The 18,103-nt window shown below is 72.4% G+C and carries 15 protein-coding genes; 11 read left to right on the top strand and 4 right to left on the bottom strand.

All coding sequences use genetic code 11. The features are described from left to right. Positions 1-38 precede the first annotated feature (38 nt). From SCNRRL3882_RS42295 to SCNRRL3882_RS29535, 8 genes are all read left to right on the top strand, one after another. Positions 39-164 (top strand): hypothetical protein, encoded by a 126-nt coding sequence (locus SCNRRL3882_RS42295; RefSeq protein WP_267880837.1) that lies wholly within the window; start codon positions 39-41, stop codon positions 162-164. A 164-nt stretch (positions 165-328) separates the two neighbouring features. Further along, positions 329-1,855, top strand: coding sequence for a leucyl aminopeptidase (locus SCNRRL3882_RS29565; protein WP_010037173.1), 1,527 nt, complete (start codon positions 329-331; stop codon positions 1,853-1,855). Between the two features lie 272 nt (positions 1,856-2,127). Further along, the gene (gene lpdA / locus SCNRRL3882_RS29560; RefSeq protein ID WP_010037170.1) at positions 2,128-3,516 is read left to right on the top strand and encodes a dihydrolipoyl dehydrogenase; all 1,389 of its coding nucleotides are present in this window, start codon (positions 2,128-2,130) and stop codon (positions 3,514-3,516) included. A gap of 61 nt (positions 3,517-3,577) precedes the next feature. Continuing rightward, the gene (gene sucB, locus SCNRRL3882_RS29555; protein ID WP_010037167.1) at positions 3,578-5,377 is read left to right on the top strand and encodes a 2-oxoglutarate dehydrogenase, E2 component, dihydrolipoamide succinyltransferase; all 1,800 of its coding nucleotides are present in this window, start codon (positions 3,578-3,580) and stop codon (positions 5,375-5,377) included. A gap of 234 nt (positions 5,378-5,611) precedes the next feature. Beyond that, positions 5,612-6,235 carry a GntR family transcriptional regulator gene (locus SCNRRL3882_RS29550; protein ID WP_010037164.1) on the top strand — a complete coding sequence of 208 codons (624 nt, stop codon included), beginning with the start codon at positions 5,612-5,614 and terminating at the stop codon, positions 6,233-6,235. Positions 6,236-6,503: 268 nt separating this feature from the next. After that, positions 6,504-9,206, top strand: coding sequence for a pyruvate dehydrogenase (acetyl-transferring), homodimeric type (gene aceE, locus SCNRRL3882_RS29545; RefSeq protein ID WP_010037163.1), 2,703 nt, complete (start codon positions 6,504-6,506; stop codon positions 9,204-9,206). A 78-nt stretch (positions 9,207-9,284) separates the two neighbouring features. Next, positions 9,285-10,271: a helix-turn-helix transcriptional regulator gene (locus SCNRRL3882_RS29540; protein WP_010037162.1), complete on the top strand. Its 987-nt coding sequence runs from the start codon at positions 9,285-9,287 to the stop codon at positions 10,269-10,271. A gap of 53 nt (positions 10,272-10,324) precedes the next feature. Next, the gene (locus SCNRRL3882_RS29535; protein ID WP_029180976.1) at positions 10,325-10,846 is read left to right on the top strand and encodes a DUF4240 domain-containing protein; all 522 of its coding nucleotides are present in this window, start codon (positions 10,325-10,327) and stop codon (positions 10,844-10,846) included. Position 10,847: 1 nt separating this feature from the next. Here SCNRRL3882_RS29535 and SCNRRL3882_RS29530 read toward each other — a convergent pair whose 3' ends face one another. Beyond that, the gene (locus SCNRRL3882_RS29530) at positions 10,848-11,072 is read right to left on the bottom strand and encodes a hypothetical protein (protein WP_010037157.1); all 225 of its coding nucleotides are present in this window, start codon (positions 11,070-11,072) and stop codon (positions 10,848-10,850) included. Then, entirely contained in the window at positions 11,069-11,923 is an 855-nt protein-coding gene (locus SCNRRL3882_RS29525) for a peptidoglycan recognition protein (RefSeq protein ID WP_010037155.1), read from the bottom strand. The genes SCNRRL3882_RS29530 and SCNRRL3882_RS29525 overlap by 4 nt, the downstream gene beginning before the upstream one ends. Before the next feature lie 259 nt (positions 11,924-12,182). Here SCNRRL3882_RS29525 and SCNRRL3882_RS29520 point away from each other — a divergent pair, with 259 nt between their 5' ends. Continuing rightward, entirely contained in the window at positions 12,183-13,367 is a 1,185-nt protein-coding gene (locus SCNRRL3882_RS29520; RefSeq protein WP_010037153.1) for a MarP family serine protease, read from the top strand. Positions 13,368-13,374: 7 nt separating this feature from the next. On the opposite strand, the gene SCNRRL3882_RS29515 is transcribed toward SCNRRL3882_RS29520, so the two are convergent. Then, a complete protein-coding gene (locus SCNRRL3882_RS29515) occupies positions 13,375-13,872 on the bottom strand; it encodes a GNAT family N-acetyltransferase (RefSeq protein ID WP_010037149.1) in 498 nt (165 codons plus the stop codon). Between the two features lie 69 nt (positions 13,873-13,941). On the opposite strand from SCNRRL3882_RS29515, the gene SCNRRL3882_RS29510 reads away from it, so the two are divergent. Both SCNRRL3882_RS29510 and SCNRRL3882_RS29505 read left to right on the top strand, forming a co-directional pair. Beyond that, on the top strand, positions 13,942-14,844 hold the full coding sequence (locus SCNRRL3882_RS29510) for a TIGR01777 family oxidoreductase (protein ID WP_029180975.1): 903 nt from the start codon (positions 13,942-13,944) through the stop codon (positions 14,842-14,844). Between the two features lie 238 nt (positions 14,845-15,082). After that, positions 15,083-16,489, top strand: a complete 1,407-nt coding sequence (locus SCNRRL3882_RS29505; protein WP_010037145.1) for an NAD(P)/FAD-dependent oxidoreductase — start codon at positions 15,083-15,085, stop codon at positions 16,487-16,489. A gap of 86 nt (positions 16,490-16,575) precedes the next feature. Here SCNRRL3882_RS29505 and SCNRRL3882_RS29500 read toward each other — a convergent pair whose 3' ends face one another. Then, complete coding sequence (locus tag SCNRRL3882_RS29500; protein WP_010037143.1) at positions 16,576-18,048, bottom strand: hypothetical protein; 1,473 nt, start codon at positions 18,046-18,048, stop codon at positions 16,576-16,578. Between the last annotated feature and the right edge of the window lie 55 nt (positions 18,049-18,103).

The following is an 18,103-nucleotide window of genomic DNA, read 5'->3' as shown; positions in this document are numbered from 1 at the left end:
TCCCCGAGATCCCCTTGCGGTCGCACAGAGGAGGATCCGTGGAAATCATGCAAAGCGGTGAGCAGGGCGCTCACCGGATCTCGACGAGTGTGACTCAGTTCACCGACATGGAGGATCAAGAAATGGCCACTACGCCACCGACAGGTGAACGCCCGCAGGAATGAGCGAACACGGCCACGCGCGTAGTCTCGTCGTCGAGTGTTCGCCGCACCGGGGAAGGCCCCGTGACACCCGAACCCTGAGGTCGGAATAGGGTCGGCTGTCGGGCCCGGTCGACCCACACCGTTCGACCACAGCAACTTCACATCGGAAGCGAGATTTCACCACCGTGACTGCTCTCACTCTCAGCACCGCCGCGGCGCCCGGTCTGCGGGCCGACGCCATCGTGATCGGTGTCGCCAAGGGTGCCAAGGGGCCGGTCGTCGCACCGGGCGCCGAGGCCGTGGACAAGGCGTACGACGGCAGGCTCGCCGGCGTTCTGGAGACTCTCGGCGCCTCCGGTGCCGAGGGCGAGGTGACGAAGCTGCCGGCCCCGTCCGGCTTCAAGGCACCGCTCGTGCTGGCGGTGGGCCTGGGCGCGGTGCCCGAGAAGGACGCCGCCTACGACACCGAGGCCCTGCGCAAGGCCGCCGGTGTCGCCGCCCGCGCCCTGACCGGGTCCAAGAAAGCCGCCTTCGCCCTGCCCCTGACGGACGCCGCCGACGCCGGCGCGATCGGGGAGGGCGCGCTGCTCGGCGCGTACTCCTTCGACGCCTACAAGGGCAACGGCAAGGACCCCAAGGCGAAGAACGGCAAGGCCCCCCTCGCCGAGGTGGCCCTGCTCGGCGGCAAGCCCCGCGACAAGGCGTACAAGGCCGCCGTCGAGCGTGCCGTCGCCGTGTCCGAGGAGCTCAACCGCGCCCGCGACCTGGTCAACACGCCGCCGAACGACCTGAACCCCGAGGCGTTCGCCGCGATCGCGCAGGCGGCGGCCAAGGAGCACGGCATCAAGGTGCAGGTGCTCGACGTGAAGGCCCTGGAGAAGGGCGGCTACGGCGGCATCCTCGGCGTCGGGGCCGGCTCGGCGGCGGGACCGCGCCTGGTGAAGCTGTCGTACACCTCCTCGAAGGCGAAGAAGCACCTCGCCTTCGTCGGCAAGGGCATCACGTACGACTCGGGCGGCATCTCGCTGAAGCCGGCCGGTCACAACGAGACGATGAAGTGCGACATGAGCGGCGCGGCCGCGGTGTTCGCCGCGGTCGTCGCCGCCGCGCGCCTCGGCCTGGAGGTCAACGTCACCGGCTGGCTGGCGCTGGCCGAGAACATGCCCTCCGGGTCCGCGACCCGTCCGGGTGACGTGCTGCGGATGTACAGCGGCAAGACGGTGGAGGTGCTCAACACCGACGCGGAGGGCCGGCTGGTGCTGGCCGACGCCCTGTGGGCGGCGTCCCAGGAGAAGCCGGACGCGATCGTGGACGTCGCGACGCTGACCGGGGCGATGGTGCTGGCGCTGGGGAACCGGACGTTCGGGATCATGGGCAACGACGACTCCTTCCGTACGGCGCTGTACGAGGCGGCGGAGGAGGTCGGGGAGCCGGCGTGGCCGATGCCGCTGCCTGAGCACCTGCGCAAGGGGATGGACTCGCCCACGGCCGACATCGCGAACATGGGTGAGCGGATGGGCGGCGGGCTGGTCGCCGGGCTTTTCCTGCGCGAGTTCGTGGGCGAGGGGATCGCCTGGGCGCACCTCGACATCGCCGGGCCGGCCTTCAATGAGGGCGGACCGTTCGGGTACACGCCGAAGGGCGGCACGGGCAGCGGTGTGCGGACGCTGGTGCGGCTGGCCGAACTGACGGCCGCGGGGGACCTCGGCTGAGTTCGCCTCTCAGCTCGCCTCTCGCCGGTTGCGCGGCGAGTGCGGGGGCGTGGGGGCTGGTCGCGCAGTTCCCCGCGCCCCGTGGGCGCGGCTCATGTGAACGTGGGGCGTCTCACACAGCAGCCCGGCGTCTCCTTCTGTGCTGACAAGTGCGAAGATGGGGCTCGGCAGGACAGGGCCCCACCGAAGGGCCGAAGAACGAGCGGCCGGACACCAGCCGCCTGCCGGTCACTGAAGACCGGCGTACGGCGCACATGCATGGAGGACGTGACGTGGCGAACGACGCCAGCACCGTTTTCGACCTAGTGATCCTCGGCGGTGGCAGCGGTGGTTACGCCGCGGCCCTGCGCGGGGCGCAGCTGGGCCTGGACGTCGCCCTGATCGAGAAGGACAAGGTCGGCGGCACCTGCCTGCACCGGGGATGCATTCCCACCAAGGCCCTGCTGCACGCGGGTGAGATCGCCGACCAGGCCCGCGAGAGCGAGCAGTTCGGTGTGAAGGCCACGCTCGAGGGCATCGACATCGCCGGCGTCCACAAGTACAAGGACGGCGTGGTCGCGGGCCTGTACAAGGGTCTGCAGGGTCTTGTCGCCTCCCGCAAGGTGACCTACATCGAGGGTGAGGGACGGCTGTCCTCCCCGACCTCCGTCGACGTGAACGGCCGGCGCGTCCAGGGCCGCCACGTGCTCCTCGCGACCGGCTCCGTGCCGAAGTCGCTGCCCGGCCTGGAGATCGACGGCGACCGGATCATCTCCTCGGACCACGCCCTCGTCCTGGACCGTGTGCCGAAGTCCGCGATCATCCTCGGCGGCGGTGTCATCGGCGTCGAATTCGCCTCGGCGTGGAAGTCCTTCGGCTCGGACGTCACCGTGATCGAGGGCCTGAAGCACCTCGTCCCGGTCGAGGACGAGAACTCCTCCAAGCTGCTGGAGCGCGCCTTCCGCAAGCGCGGCATCAAGTTCAACCTGGGCACCTTCTTCGAGAAGGCCGAGTACACCCAGGACGGTGTCAAGGTCACCCTCGCCGACGGCAAGGAGTTCGAGGCCGAGGTCCTGCTGGTGGCGGTCGGCCGCGGCCCGGTCTCCCAGGGCCTGGGCTACGAGGAGCAGGGCGTCGCGATGGACCGCGGCTACGTCCTGGTCGACGAGTACATGCGCACGAACGTCCCGACCATCTCCGCCGTCGGTGACCTCGTCCCGACCCTCCAGCTCGCGCACGTCGGCTTCGCCGAGGGCATCCTGGTGGCGGAGCGGCTGGCCGGTCTGAAGACCGTTCCGATCGACTACGACGGTGTCCCGCGGGTGACGTACTGCCACCCGGAGGTCGCCTCCGTCGGCATCACCGAGGCCAAGGCCAAGGAGATCTACGGCGCGGACAAGGTCGTCGCTCTGAAGTACAACCTCGCGGGCAACGGCAGGAGCAAGATCCTGAACACCGCGGGCGAGATCAAGCTCGTCCAGGTCAAGGACGGTGCCGTCGTCGGCGTCCACATGGTCGGCGACCGCATGGGCGAGCAGGTCGGCGAAGCCCAGCTGATCTACAACTGGGAGGCGCTGCCGGCCGAGGTCGCGCAGCTCATCCACGCCCACCCGACGCAGAACGAGGCGCTCGGCGAGGCCCACCTGGCCCTGGCCGGCAAGCCCCTCCACGCGCACGACTGACCCCTCGGTCGACGAACGCGACGACAGACTTCCGCACTTTCCGTAAGGAGCAACCGAAACCATGGCGGTTTCCGTAACCCTTCCGGCGCTCGGCGAGAGCGTCACCGAGGGCACTGTCACCCGCTGGCTGAAGGCCGAGGGTGAGCGCGTCGAGGCCGACGAGCCGCTGCTCGAGGTGTCGACCGACAAGGTCGACACCGAGATCCCCTCGCCCGCCGCCGGTGTCCTGGCCTCCATCAAGGTCGCCGAGGACGAGACGGTCGAGGTCGGCGCCGAGCTGGCCCTGATCGACGACGGCACGGGCGCGCCCGCTGCCGCCCCGGCCCCGGCCGCCGAGCAGGTCGCCGAGCCCGCTCCCGAGCCGGCCCCGGCCGCCCCGTCCACCGAGCAGGCCGCCCCGGCGCCCGCTCCCACCGCCGACGCCGCCGCCGGCGGCGGCTCCGCCGAGGGCACGGACGTGGTCCTGCCCGCGCTCGGCGAGTCCGTCACCGAGGGCACCGTCACCCGCTGGCTGAAGTCGGTCGGTGACAGCGTCGAGGCCGACGAGCCGCTGCTCGAGGTCTCCACCGACAAGGTCGACACCGAGATCCCGGCGCCCGCCTCGGGCACGCTGCTGGAGATCGTGGTCGGCGAGGACGAGACCGCCGAGGTCGGCGCCAAGCTCGCCGTCATCGGCGCCCCGGGCGCCGCTCCGGCCGCCGCCCCGGCGCAGGAGGCCCCGGCCGCCCCGGCCCAGCCCGAGCCCACCCCGGCTCCGGCTCCGGCGCAGCCCGCCCCGGCCCCGCAGGCCCCGGCCCCGCAGGCTCCGTCGGCCCCGGCTCCGCAGCAGCAGGTCACCCCGGCTCCCGAGCCGGCCCCGGCCGCTCCTGCTCCCGCCCCGGCTCCGGCCCAGGCACCGGCCGCTCCGGCCGCCGCCAAGCCGGCCGACGACGGCGCCTACGTCACCCCGCTGGTGCGCAAGCTCGCCGCCGAGAACGGCGTCGACCTGTCCACCGTCAAGGGCACCGGCGTCGGCGGCCGCATCCGCAAGCAGGACGTCATGGCAGCCGCCGAGGCCGCCAAGGCCGCCGCCGCTGCCCCGGCCCCGGCCGCCGCCGCTCCGTCGGCCGCCAAGAAGGCCCCGGTGCTGGAGGCGTCCCCGCTGCGCGGCCAGACCATCAAGATGCCGCGGATCCGCAAGGTCATCGGCGACAACATGGTCAAGGCCCTGCACGAGCAGGCCCAGCTGTCCTCGGTCGTCGAGGTCGACGTCACCCGCCTGATGAAGCTGCGCGGCCGGGCGAAGGACTCCTTCGCCGCCCGTGAGGGCGTCAAGCTCTCCCCGATGCCGTTCTTCGTCAAGGCCGCGGCCCAGGCGCTGAAGGCCCACCCGGCCATCAACGCCAAAATCAACGAGGCCGAGGGGACCATCACCTACTTCGACACCGAGAACATCGGTATCGCGGTGGACTCCGAGAAGGGCCTGATGACCCCGGTCATCAAGAACGCCGGTGACCTCAACCTCGCCGGTATCGCCAAGGCCACGGCGGAGCTCGCGGGCAAGGTCCGCGCCAACAAGATCACCCCGGACGAGCTGTCCGGCGCGACCTTCACCATCAGCAACACCGGGTCGCGCGGCGCGCTCTTCGACACGATCATCGTGCCGCCGGGCCAGGTCGCGATCCTCGGCATCGGCGCCACGGTCAAGCGCCCCGCCGTCATCGAGACGGAGGAGGGCACGGTCATCGGCGTCCGCGACATGACGTACCTGACCCTGTCCTACGACCACCGCCTGGTGGACGGCGCCGACGCGGCCCGTTACCTGACGGCGGTCAAGGCCATCCTGGAAGCGGGCGAGTTCGAGGTCGAGCTGGGCCTCTGACCTTCTTCTACGGCTGAACGGTGCCCCTGTCCGGAAATCTCCGGGCGGGGGCACCGCCCGTTTTTCAGGGGCGCGGGGAACTGCGCGACCAGCCACAACGGACCCGCACCCGAACGACAGGCCACACCCCCCGTGTAAGTCTCGTCTCACCTGCACCAAGACGCCCCCACCTGCCCCACCCGCGGAGCGAACCGGCCGTATTGTCTAAACGTCAATCCCGACTGAGGAGCCCTCATGACCGCGCCCGTCATCCACTCGCTGCGCGAGCAGATCCGCGAGCACATCCTGGAGGGGATCATCAGCGGACGCTGGCAGCCGGGCGAGCGGATCGTCGAGCGCCGGATCGCCACCGAGCTGGAGGTCAGCCAGACCCCGGTCCGCGAGGCCCTGCGCGAGCTGGAGTCCCTGCGCCTGATCGAGTCGGCTCCGAACAAGGGCGTGCGGGTGCGGAACCTGACCGCCGCCGACCTGGAGGAGAGCTACCCGGTCCGGGCCGGCCTGGAGGCCATCGCCGCGGAGCTGGCCGCCCAGGGCCTCGCTGAGGACTGCTCGGCACTGGAACCCCACGTCAGCGCCCTGTACGAGGCCGACCGCGTCTCCGACGGCACGGCCCAGGTCCGCCACACCGTCGCCTTCCACCGCGAACTGGTCCGCGCCGCGAACAACTCCGTCCTGCTGCACACCTGGGAGGGCCTCGGCATCGAGGTGTTCACGGCCCTGTCGATCCGCTGGCTGGGCACCCGCCAGCAGTCGTACGCCGAGGAGCACGAGGAGCTGGTCGCCGCCTTCAAGCGCCGCGACCCCCGGATCGCCGAGCTGGTGAAGGCCCACGTCCTGGGCTGCGCGCCCCGGGCGTGACACCCGAGCACGCCCCCGCTCAAACGCCTCCGACCTGCGAAAACCCGCCGGAAAGCCGTCACCGCGTGCCACCGCCGGAGGCACCCCGTGCCTACTTTCTCGTGATCAAGAGGTTTTGCCCCTCAACCCTTTGATCGATCATCGATCAGCGAGTTACAGTCGCCGACGGGCTTGCACCCGAGCCCCGCGCCCTGTCCTGCCAAAGACAAAGGGCACCCCCGAACCCTTACCGATGAGGGAACCCCCTTCGACTGAGGAAGGCGGCGACATGACCGACCCCAACGCCATCCAGCCGAGCGAGCTCGACCAGCTCCCGGACCGGGACCCGGAGGAGACCGCCGAGTGGCAGGCCTCCCTGGACGCCGTCGCCGAGGCGGCCGGGCCGCATCGTGCCGCTTACCTGATGCGCCGCACGCTGGAGCGCGCCGAGGGCGCCGGTATCGCGCTGCCGAAGCTCCTGGAGACCGACTACGTCAACTCCATCCCCACGGCCGCCGAGCCCGCCGTGCCCGGTGACGAGGCGATGGAGCAGCGGATCACCGCGTGGAACCGCTGGAACGCGGCCGCGATGGTCACCCGCGGCAGCAAGTACGGCGTCGGCGGCCACATCGCCACCTTCGCCTCCGCGGCCTGGCTGTACGAGACCGGCTTCAACCACTTCTTCAAGGGCAAAGAGGCCGACGGCTCCGGCGACCAGCTCTACATCCAGGGCCACGCCTCCCCCGGCATCTACGCCCGCGCGTTCCTCGACGGCCGGCTGAACGAGCAGCAGCTCGACAACTTCCGCCGCGAGGCGGGCGGCAACGGCCTGCCCTCCTACCCGCACCCGCGCCGCCTGCCCTGGCTGTGGGAGTTCCCGACCGTCTCCATGGGTCTGGGCCCGCTCTCCGCCATCTACCAGGCGCGCTTCAACCGCTACCTCACCAACCGCGGCATCAAGGACACCTCCGCCTCGCACGTGTGGGCGTTCCTCGGCGACGGCGAGATGGACGAGCCCGAGTCGACGGCGGCACTCGCGCTGGCGGCCCGTGAGGAACTGGACAACCTCACGTTCGTCATCAACTGCAACCTGCAGCGCCTCGACGGCCCGGTCCGCGCCAACTTCAAGATCGTGCAGGAGCTGGAGGCCCAGTTCCGCGGCGCCGGCTGGAACGTCGTCAAGACGCTGTGGGGCACGGCCTGGGACGAGCTGTTCCAGCTCGACACCACGGGCGCGCTGGTGCGCCGTCTGCGCCAGGTACCGGACGCGCAGATCCAGACGTACCAGACCCGTGACGCGGCCTACATCCGCCAGGACTTCTTCGGCGCCGACCCGGCGCTGGCGGAGATGGCGAAGCTGCTGAGCGACGACAAGATCCTCGAGTGTTTCCACCTCTCGCGCGGTGGTCACGAGGCCCGCAAGGTGTACGCCGCGTACAAGGCGGCCGTCGAGCACAAGGGCGCGCCGACCGTGATCCTGGCCCAGACGGTCAAGGGCCACACCCTGGGCGAGGGCTTCGCGTCGAAGAACGCCAACCACCAGATGAAGAAGCTGACGGTGGACGAGTTCAAGAACATGCGCGACCTGCTCGGCCTGCCGATCAAGGACAGCGACTTCGTCGACGGCGTGGTGCCCTACGGCCACCCGGGCGCCGACTCCCCCGAGGTCCGCTACCTCCAGGAGCGGCGTGCCGCCCTCGGCGGTCCGGCCCCGGCCCGGCGTGTGCACCCGGTCGCGCCGCTGCCCGCCCCGGCGGAGAAGGCGTTCGCCTCCTTCGACAAGGGCTCCGGCTCCCAGAACGTGGCCACCACCATGGCGTTCGTCCGCCTGGTCAAGGACCTGGTCCGCGACAAGGAAACGGGCAAGCGCTGGGTGCCGATCGTCCCGGACGAGGCGCGCACCTTCGGTATGGAGTCGCTCTTCCCCTCGCTCGGCATCTACTCGCCGAAGGGCCAGACGTACGAGCCGGTCGACCGCGACCAGCTGATGTACTACAAGGAGGCCCAGAACGGCCAGATCCTCAACGAGGGGATCACCGAGGCCGGTTCGATGGCCGACTTCATCGCCGCTTCGACGTCGTACGCGACGCACGGCGAGACGATGATCCCGTTCTACATCTTCTACTCGATGTTCGGCTGGCAGCGCACGGCCGACCAGATGTGGCAGCTCGGCGACCAGCTCGGCCGCGGCTTCCTCGTCGGCGCCACGGCGGGCCGCACGACCCTGACGGGCGAGGGCCTGCAGCACGCCGACGGCCACTCCCCCGTCATCGCCGCGACCAACCCGGCGGCGCTGACGTACGACCCGGCGTTCGCGTACGAGGTCGCGGCCATCGTCAAGGACGGTCTGCGCCGGATGTACGGCGAGGCGGCCCCGGGCGAGGACCAGAACGTCTTCTACTACCTGACCGTCTACAACGAGCCGCTGCCGCAGCCCGCGAAGCCGTCCGTCGACGGCATCGACGAGGGCATCGTCAAGGGCCTGTACCGCTTCAACACGGCGGAGTCGGCGGGCATCACGCCCCCGGCCAACGCACCGCGGATCCAGCTGCTCGGCTCCGGTACGGCGATCCACTGGGCGATCGAGGCGCAGCGGCTGCTCGCCGAGGAGTGGGGCGTGGCGGCCGACGTGTGGTCGGCGACGTCCTGGAGCGAGCTGCGCCGGGACGCGCTGGAGGCGGACGAGGCGCTGCTGCGCGGCGAGGAGCGGATCCCCTTCGTCCGGCAGGCGCTGCAGGGCGCCGAGGGCCCGGTGCTGGCGGTCTCCGACTACATGCGCCAGGTCCCGGACCAGATCGCGCAGTGGGTCGAGCAGGACTGGTCCTCGCTGGGTGCCGACGGCTTCGGCCTCTCGGACACCCGTGAGGCGGCCCGCCGCCACTTCGGGGTGGACGCGGAGTCGATCGTCGTCGCGGCCCTGGCCCAGCTCGCCCGGCGCGGCGAGGTCAAGGCGACGGCCGTGAAGGAAGCACGCGCGAAGTACGGCCTGTAAGGCCTGCACGGCCTGTAAGGGCTGTTCGGCAGGAGGCTCCCGCTGTCTGCGGGGGCCTCCTGCTGCATGATGTGCTCCATGCGCGCTGCCCGGCTCATCAAGATGGTGCTGCTGCTCCAGTCCCGGCCCTCCATGACGGCCGCCGAGCTCGCCCGGGAGCTGGAGGTCTCGGAGCGGACGGTCACCCGGGACGCCCAGGCGCTGTCGGAGGCGGGTGTGCCGGTGTACGCGGACCGGGGCCGGGTCGGCGGGTACCGGCTGGTCGGCGGGTACCGTACGCGGCTGACCGGGCTGCACCGCAGCGAGGCGGAGGCGCTGTTCCTGTCCGGGGTGCCGGGGGCGCTGCGCGAGATGGGCCTGGAGGACGCCGCCTCGGCCGCTCAGCTGAAGGTGTCGGCGGCGCTGCTGCCCTCCCTGCGGGACGCGTCGAGGACGGCGGCGCAGCGGTTCCATCTGGACGCGCCGAACTGGTTCAAGGAGCCGGAGACGCCCGTGCTGCTGCCGGCGGTCGCCGACGCGGTGTGGGACGACCGGCGGATCACCGCGCGCTACCGGCGCGGTGCGGACGAGGTCGACCGGGAGCTGGAACCGTACGGGCTCGTGCTGAAGGCGGGCGTCTGGTACCTGTGCGCACGAGTGGCCGGGGGCGGGTCCTTCCGGGTGTACCGGATCGACCGGTTCACGGCGGTGGACACGGGCGAGGAGCGTTTCGAGCGGGAGCCGGAGTTCGACCTGCCGGCCTTCTGGGAGGAACGGGCGGAGCAGTTCGCGCGGTCCATCCTGCGGGCGCGGGTCGTGGTGCGACTGTCCCCGGAGGGTGTGCGCAGACTGCCGCACGCCCTCGACTCGCTGTCCGCCCGTGAGGCCCTGGCGGACGCGGAGGGCCCGGACGGCGACGGCTGGGTGACGGTGGCACTGCCGGTGGAGTCCGAGGAGGTCGCCCACACCCAGCTGACGGCGCTGGGACCGGAGGTGGAGGTACTGGCGCCGGAGAGCCTGCGCGAGCGGTTCGCCGGGGACGCGCTGCGGCTGGCCGGGCTGTACCACCCCCGGGACGGCGTATAACGATCCCGCGCACTCCGGGTGCGCCCCTGTGCCCCAGGGCCGATGCTGGACCCGTGATGGACGAGACGGAGTTCTGGGAGCTGGTGGACGACGCCCGGGAGGCCGCCGAGGGCGACCCGGAAGAGCAGGCCGACCTGCTCGTGGAGCGGCTCGCGCAGCTGGACCCGGACTCGGTCCTGGACTTCGCCCGGCACTTCGAGTCCCGCTACAACCGCGCCTACCGCTGGGACCTGTGGGGCGCCGCCTGGGTGCTGCTCGACGGGGCGAGCGACGACGCCTTCGACTTCTTCCGGTGCTGGCTGATCGGCCAGGGCCGCCATGTCTTCGAGGGCGCCGTGCACGACCCGGACTCGCTCGCCGATCTGCTGGACGACTTCGACGAGGAGATCGACGGCGACGGCGAGGAACTCGGCTACGCGGCGGACGAGGCCTACGAGCAGCTCACCGGCATGGTCGCCCCCGACCTGGAGATCCCGCCCGCGCCCCCGGAACCGGAGGGCACCCCGCTCGACTTCGAGAACGAGGACCTGCTCGCCGAGCGCTATCCCAAGCTGTGGGAGCGCTTCAGGGGCTGAGTCAGGCGGCCCGGCGGCGGCTCGTCTCGGACGGCAGGTACGCGTGCGTCCGGTCCGCCTCGACCGCGTGGTACAGCGGGGCGGCGTTGGCCTGGTCGAGGGTGGACGCGGTGGCCGCGGCCGGGCCCAGGACGACGGTCGCGACCGCGCAGAGCACCGCCCAGGGGCCGCGCGACACCCCGGTCCGGGCGCGCGCCGCCGGGTCCTTCGAGCGGCTGCTGTTCATGATCCCCACCTCCGGTCGGCTGGCTGTGGGGACGACGGTAGGGCGCCGGGATCCGAGGACGCTGCGCGCCGGCTGTGGCCTTCCTGTGGTCCGGCCGGCCGGCCCTGCAACCGGGCGGCCAGCTGCCTGATCTGCGGCAGCCTGGCGTGCAGGGCGGCGCCCGGGCAGCTGGTCATGTAGCCGTCGTTGTGGCCGGCCAGGGCGGGCAGCTCGGCGGCGGTGCCGGCCGCGTACCGGCTCAGGCCGTTGCTGGAGACCAGGCGGACGGTCGCCCGCGGGTCGGTGCCGGTCAGGCCCAGCTTCCAGGCGGACAGCGCGGCGATGGCGTGGATCATCGCCCGGGGCACGGGCATGCCCGCGGTGAAGGTGCCGAGGGCGGCGATGCCGGTGGTGCGGTGGTTGAAGCCCTGGGTGTGGGCGCCGGTGACGGCCCGCTCGACGCCGCCGGCGCGGCCCTCGTAGATGGTGCCGCAGCGGTCGACGACGAAGTTGTAGCCGATGTCGTCCCAGTCGCGGGTGCCGGTCTGGCCGGTGTACAGGTCCCGGAGGATGCGGGGCGCGTCGGCGCAGTCGTAGCCGTTGGGCGAGTCGGTGTGGTGGATGAAGACGGCGGCGACCCGGTCGTCGTAGCGCGGGCGGGGCTGCTTGCGGGCGGCGTCGCCCAGCCATTGTGATCTCGGCACGATGTGCGGGCGCGGAGCGGCGTAGCGCGTGGGCGTGGCGGGGCGGTGCGTGGCCGGGCGGGCGCTGGTCTCGGCGGCGTTCTCCACGCCGTGGGCGCACAGCACCAGCGCCACGACGACGGCGACGCCCGGCAGGCAGCCGAGCAGCACCCGGGCCGTGCGCGGCATGCCGGCTATGCCGGGTGTCCCGGCGGCGCGGTGCCTACGCGCACCCCGCCGCCTCCGGAAGACACGCATGGACCCACTGTCGGCCTGATCCGGTCCGTCCGCGATGTGTGATGTGCCACCCGGTGGAACCATCGTCACGGTCCGCGACGTTTTTCCGAGTGCACGCGCGCGTGGCCGGTTCTGATCATCCACGCGCGTGTGACTGATCACCGGGCCCTTCCCCCACGTATTAAGAGGTTCCGAGAGAAAGAAGGCGTGCGTGGACCTGCTCGACATCCTGCTGTTGCTGGTCGTCCTGGCCTACGCGGCATCCGGCTACCGGCGCGGGCTGGTGGCCGGCTGTGTGTCGCTGGCGGGTTTCGTGGGCGGTGCGGTCGTCGGCGTGTGGATCCTGCCGTGGGTGATGGACCTGGTGCCGCCGGGTACGACGCGCGCGACGGTGACGGCGGTGTTCACGGTGCTGCTCCCGGCGGTGGTGGGGCACGAACTGGCGGGGCGCCTCGCGCTCAGGCTGCGGCGGGAGCTGGACCGCGGGCCGCTCAGGGTGGCGGACGGGATCGGCGGGGCCGTGGCCAACTCGGTCGCGGTCCTGATCGTGGCGTGGGTGGCCGCGAGCGTCCTGGGCGCGTCCTCGTCGCCGCTGGTCACCTCGGCGATCCGGGACTCCCGACTGCTCGGCGCCGTGCAGCGGACGATGCCGGACACCACCCCTGCCTGGTTCTCGGAGGCCACGTCCGCGCTGACCCAGGCGGGATTCCCGCAGGTCTTCAACCCGTTCGAGAACGAGTCGACCGCCGAGGTGGCCGAGCCCTCCGGCGACAGCGTCACGGCGGCCGCCACGAACGCGGCCAAGCTGAGCACGGTCAAGGTCGAGGGCGTCGCGGGCACCCAGGGCCGCGAGGGCAGCGGGTTCGTGTACGCGCGGGAGCACGTGATGACCAACGCCCACGTGGTGGCCGGCATCGACGAGCCGACCGTGCAGATCGGCGGGGTCGGCCGGACGTACGAGGCACGGGTGGTGCTCTTCGACCCGCAGAAGGACGTGGCCGTGCTGTACGTGCCGGGGCTCAAGGCGCCCGTGCTGCGGTTCGACGACAACGCCGAGCGCGGCGACTCGGCGGTCGTCGCGGGCTATCCGCAGGACGGCGACCTGAACCTCCAGGCGGCGACGGTCGCGAACCGGGTCCGGGCGACGGGCCAGAACATCTACAACGACGACACCGTCACCCGCGAGATCTACTCGATCCGCTCCACGGTCCGCCCCGGCAACTCCGGCGGCCCGCTCCTCACCACGGACGGCCGGGTCTTCGGCGTGGTCTTCGCCCGCTCCACCTCGGACGCCGAGACGGGCTACGTGCTGACGGCGGCCGAGGTCTCCTCCGACGCCGAGCGCGCGGCGAACGCGACGGCACCGGTGGACACGGGCGAGCTGGCCGAGTCGTAGCTCCCGCTCAGAGGGAGCGTCCCATCAGTACGTCGTCCACGTACTGCCCGTCGAGCAGGAACTCCTCGGGCAGGACCCCCTCCACCACGAATCCCTCCGCCTCGTAGAGCTTGCGGGCCGGGGTGTTGTGGGCGAGGACGCGCAGGGTGAGGCGGCGGGCACCGCGCCGGCGGGCCTCGTCGACGGCGGCCCGGACCAGCGCCCGCCCGACACCCCGGCCGCGTGCCTCCTGCGCGACGGCGAGGCCCTGCACCTGCCGCACGTGCCTGTTCGCTTCGACCGGCGTCGGGAAGCCGGTACGCAGGTAGCCCGCCAAGCGGTCACCGAGTTCGGCGACCAGGCAGTCCTCGGGGGCGTGCCGGTCGGTGAAGAACGGCGGGTACGGCGGCTGCGGCCGGGGCATCACCGCGTGCAGGTGCGACCAGGCGAGGCGGTCCAGCAGAGCCAGCCCTTCGTCGTCATCGGGCACGGCGACGCGGATACGGAGTCGGCGGGGCTCGGACATGGCGCCACCTTACGGTGAGGGCCGGTGGCCGTACGGCGGATTTACGTCACCGGCGGGCAGGATGGGCCCATGGAAGGCTCACGAATCGCAGTGGCCGGTGCGTCCGGTCTCATCGGCGGCGCCCTGGTGCGCTCCCTGACCGCGGACGGGCACGAAGTGGTGCGCCTGGTGCGCCGTACGCCCCGGGCCGCGGACGAGGTCCGCTGGGACCCCGAGGGCGGGCGCGTGGACGCGGCCGGGCTCGCGGGGTGCGACGCGGTGGTGAACCTGGCCGGTGCGGGGGTCGGCAACCGCCGCTGGACGGACGCCTACAAACAGCGGATCCGCGACAGCAGGGTGAACGGCACGGCGGCGCTCGCCCGCGCGGTCGCCTCGCTGGACGAGAAGGACCGGCCGCGGGTCTTCGTGAACGGCAGCGCCATGGGCTACTACGGCGAGACCGGGGACCGGACCGTGGACGAGAGCGCGCCGGCGGGCGAGGGGTTCCTGCCCGAACTGTGCGTGGAGTGGGAGGCCGCGACAGCCCCCGCCCAGCAGGCCGGTGTCCGGACGGTGTTCACCCGGACCGGGCTGGTCGTGTCCCGCGAGGGCGGTGCGTGGGGGCGGCTGTTCCCGCTGTTCCGGGCCGGGCTCGGCGGGCGGATGGGCGACGGGCGGCAGTACTGGTCGTTCGTCGCGCTGCACGACGAGGTCGCCGCGATCCGGCATCTCATCGACACCGACGGCCTGTCCGGGCCGTTCAACATCACCGCCCCGAACCCCCTGACGAACCGTGAGATCACGGCGGCGATGGGGCGCGTGCTGCACCGCCCGACGCTGTTCGCGGTGCCCGCGCCCGTACTGCGGGCCGTGCTCGGCGAGATGGCCGGGGATGTGCTCGGCAGCGCCCGGGTCCTGCCGACGCGACTGCTGGAGTCGGGGTTCCGGTTCGCCTTCCCGGAGATCGAGGAGGCGATCCGGGCGGCGTTGTGAGGGACCTGGAGAGCGCCCACCGATCGTTCCGAGACAGCCCTTCGCGCCGCACACCAGCCCCGTGTGACCACTTCATGCCCACAAGGTCTCCATATGCGACCACTGTGCGACCGTGCCCTGTCGATGCGCGACTCCCCATGACCGATCACGGCCCTACCCTCGACCAGAACTCGCGTATCCCTGGGGCCTGTTGAGGGCATGACGTCTCCAGCGCCCGCGCAACCTCGAGGAGGGGCACGTGCTTGAGCCCGCTTACCAGGCGGACGTGGTCGTCGTGGGGGCCGGGGTCGCCGGACTCTCGGCCGCGCACCGGCTGACCAGCGCAGGAGTGACGACCATGGTCCTGGAGGCCGCCCACGCGATCGGCGGCCGCATGGCGACGGAGAAGGTCGACGGCTTCCGGCTCGACAGAGTCGGCCAGTTGCTGTCCACGGCATACCCCGAACTACGGCTGACACCCGGCCTCGGTGCCCTCGTGCTGCGCCCCTTCGCGCCCGGTGTCCTGCTGCACGGCGACGGCCGCCACCATCGCGCGGGCGTCCAGACGGGCGCAGGGGGCGCACGGGGCGCACTGCACGCGGTGCGCGCCCTGGCGAGTGCTCCCCGGTCGACGTCCGCGCCGAGGCCGCCCAGGAGGCCGGTGGCGGTGCCCGGCCGGCAGGTCTCCGTGCCCCGGAGCCGGTCCGGTGCGCCGCTGGGCACGGCCGTCGACCAGGCCCGCCTGGGTGCCGCCCTGACGCGGCTGGCGGGCACACCGGCCGAACGGCTGCTGGCCCGCCCGGAGCTGCCCGCCGGTGAGGCCCTGGCGGCCCGCGGGCTGCCGGCCCGTACGATCGACGGCTTCCTGCGTCCGCTGCTCGCCGCCCTGCTGTGCGACCCGGACCTGACGACGTCCAGCCGGTGCGCGGACCTCGCGCTGCGCGCCTTCGCGGGTGGCCGGCTGTGTCTGCCGGAGGGCGGCGCCGAGGCCCTGCCGCAGCTGCTCGCGAGCACGCTGCCGCCGGGCACCGTGCGCACCGGCGTGCGCGTCACCTCCGTCTCCACGACCTCGGTGACCACCGCCGAGCACGGTGAGATCCGCTGCCGGGCGGTGCTGGTGGCGACGGACGCCAGGGCCGCGGCCGAGCTGTTGCCCGGGTTGCGGGTGCCGGATTTCCATCCGGTGACGGTGGTGCACCACACGACCGACGAGCCGCCGGGGACGGGGGCGTCGCTGTTGCTCGACGCGGACCTGGGTGGGCCGGTCGCGCACACGGCCGTGGTCAGCCGGGTCGATCCGTCCCGTGCTCCGGCGGGGCGGGCGCTGGTGTCCTCGACGGTGCTGGGGCGTCCGCCGGGGGACGTCGACACGGCCGTGCGGATGCATCTGGCGCGGCTGTACGGGGTGTCGACGGCGCGGTGGGAGACGTTGGCCGTGCATCACACGGCGGAGGCGGTGCCGGCGATGCGGCCGCCGCATGATCTGCGGCGGCCGGTGCGGTTGCTCGCGGGGCTGTACGTGTGTGGGGATCACCGGGACACCAGTACGGTCCAGGGCGCCTTGCACTCCGGGCATCGGGCGTCGGCGGCGATTCTGGCGGACTTGGGGGCGGGGCGGTCGATGCATGTTGCCGATCCTGTGCCGACTGTGCCCCGGGCTGCGTAGGTGGTTTGTCGGGTGCGGGTGCGTGGGGGTTGTTCGCGCCCACGCGGCGGAGCCGCACATCGACACAGCCCCGCGCCCCAGGAACCTCACCCCAAGGCCGCTACCTTGTCGCGGTAAGTGCGCACCGGTGCCGCGTCCTTGTACGGCTCCAGTCGTCGCTCGAAGTCCCTCACGTACTCCACCGCCCGCACCGAGCGCATCTCCGCCGCCTGGCCCGCCGCCTCCGCGGCGAGCTGGCAGGCCTGGTCGAGTTCGCCGAGGCCCAGGCGTGCGGTGGCGAGGACGACGCGGCAGAACAGGCGGCTGCGGGCGTAGGACGGGGCGCGGAGCTGGAGTGAGCGTTCCGCGTGCTGGGCGGCGGCGCGGAACTGCTGAAGGTCGCGGTGGCAGTGCCCGAACTCGTCGGCCAGCTGCGCCTCGTCGAAGAACTTGGCCCAGTGCGGGACGTCGTCCCCGATCCGGGCCGTCTCCAGGGCGCGCTCGGCGCGCACCAGTGCCGCCGTGCAGGCCCGTACCTCGCCGAGGACGCCGTGCCCGCGGGCCTCGGAGGCGTGCAGCAGCGCCTGCACGACCGGCGGGGCCGAGGTGCCGACGCCCTGCTGGGCCACGCGCGCGAGCTGCACCGCCTCCCGCCCGTGCCCGAGGTAGACGGCCTGCCGGCTCATCGTGACCAGCACGTACGCCCCGTACGTCCGGTCCCCGGCCGCCTGGGCGAGCCGGAGCGCCTGCACGAAGTAGCGCTGGGCGAGTCCGTGCGCGGCGATGTCGTACGACGTCCAGCCCGCGAGCCGGGTCAGGTCGGCGGCCGCGGCGAACAGCCGGCGGCCGGTCTGCTCGCCGTAGGTGCCGCGCAGCATGGGCTCGCACTCGTGCTCCAGATAGCGCACGAGGGCCTGGCGGGCGTGCCCGCCGCCGTAGGCGTCGTCGAGGGTGCGGAACAGCTCGCCGACCGAGCGCAGGGCGGCGATGTCGCCGGCGGTCACCTTCTGGCCGGGGCCGCGGTCGGCCTGCCCGCGCTGGCGGGGCAGGGACGGCACGCCCTGGTCGGCCGCCGGGCGGAGGGCGGCGCGGCCCTGCGCCGGGATGCGGGCGGCGGGCGGCTCGCCCCGGGCCACCTTCTCGTCCGCGCGGCCGATCAGCCAGTCCCGGCTCGGCACGACGAGCCCGGCCGGGGTGAAGGCGATCTTGCGCAGCTCGGCGTGGCTGCCGGAGTCCTTGCGCCACAGCCCGCTGACGATGTCGACGGCCTCCTCGGGGGTGGCGGCGAACTCCAGCCCCGCGTACACGGGCGCGCAGGCGTCCAGGCCGAGGTCCTGGGCGGTGAGACGGCGGCCCAGGCGCCGGGTGAAGACCTCGGCGATCAGCGCGGGCGTGGTGCCCCTGGGCTGCTGGCCGCGCAGCCACCGGGTGACGGATGTCTTGTCGTATCTCAGATCGAGCCCGTGTTCGAGACCGAGCTGGTCCACGCGACGGGCGAGACCCGCGTTGGAGAACCCCGCTTCTGCGATGAGCGCGGCGAGCTGTCGGTTGGGGGTGCGCTGCGCGGGTCGTTCCGTCATGGTGCGGTGCGGTCTCCTGCCTTCCGGTGTGGGTGATCTTCCGGATTGCCTGTGA

Source organism: Streptomyces chartreusis NRRL 3882, assembly GCF_900236475.1.
GTDB classification, from domain to species: Bacteria; Actinomycetota; Actinomycetes; order Streptomycetales; family Streptomycetaceae; genus Streptomyces; species Streptomyces chartreusis_D.
This window is presented reverse-complemented; position numbering and strand designations above follow the sequence as displayed.

Coding starts and splice junctions, on each gene's coding strand:
- SCNRRL3882_RS29525 (WP_010037155.1), bottom strand. CDS start 11,923: ATGCCGCGCACGGCCCGGGTGCTGCTCGGCTGCCTGCCGGGCGTCGCC.
- SCNRRL3882_RS29500 (WP_010037143.1), bottom strand. CDS start 18,048: ATGACGGAACGACCCGCGCAGCGCACCCCCAACCGACAGCTCGCCGCG.
- sucB (WP_010037167.1), top strand. CDS start 3,578: ATGGCGGTTTCCGTAACCCTTCCGGCGCTCGGCGAGAGCGTCACCGAG.
- SCNRRL3882_RS29540 (WP_010037162.1), top strand. CDS start 9,285: ATGCGCGCTGCCCGGCTCATCAAGATGGTGCTGCTGCTCCAGTCCCGG.
- SCNRRL3882_RS29550 (WP_010037164.1), top strand. CDS start 5,612: ATGACCGCGCCCGTCATCCACTCGCTGCGCGAGCAGATCCGCGAGCAC.
- aceE (WP_010037163.1), top strand. CDS start 6,504: ATGACCGACCCCAACGCCATCCAGCCGAGCGAGCTCGACCAGCTCCCG.
- SCNRRL3882_RS29530 (WP_010037157.1), bottom strand. CDS start 11,072: ATGAACAGCAGCCGCTCGAAGGACCCGGCGGCGCGCGCCCGGACCGGG.
- SCNRRL3882_RS29515 (WP_010037149.1), bottom strand. CDS start 13,872: ATGTCCGAGCCCCGCCGACTCCGTATCCGCGTCGCCGTGCCCGATGAC.
- SCNRRL3882_RS29510 (WP_029180975.1), top strand. CDS start 13,942: ATGGAAGGCTCACGAATCGCAGTGGCCGGTGCGTCCGGTCTCATCGGC.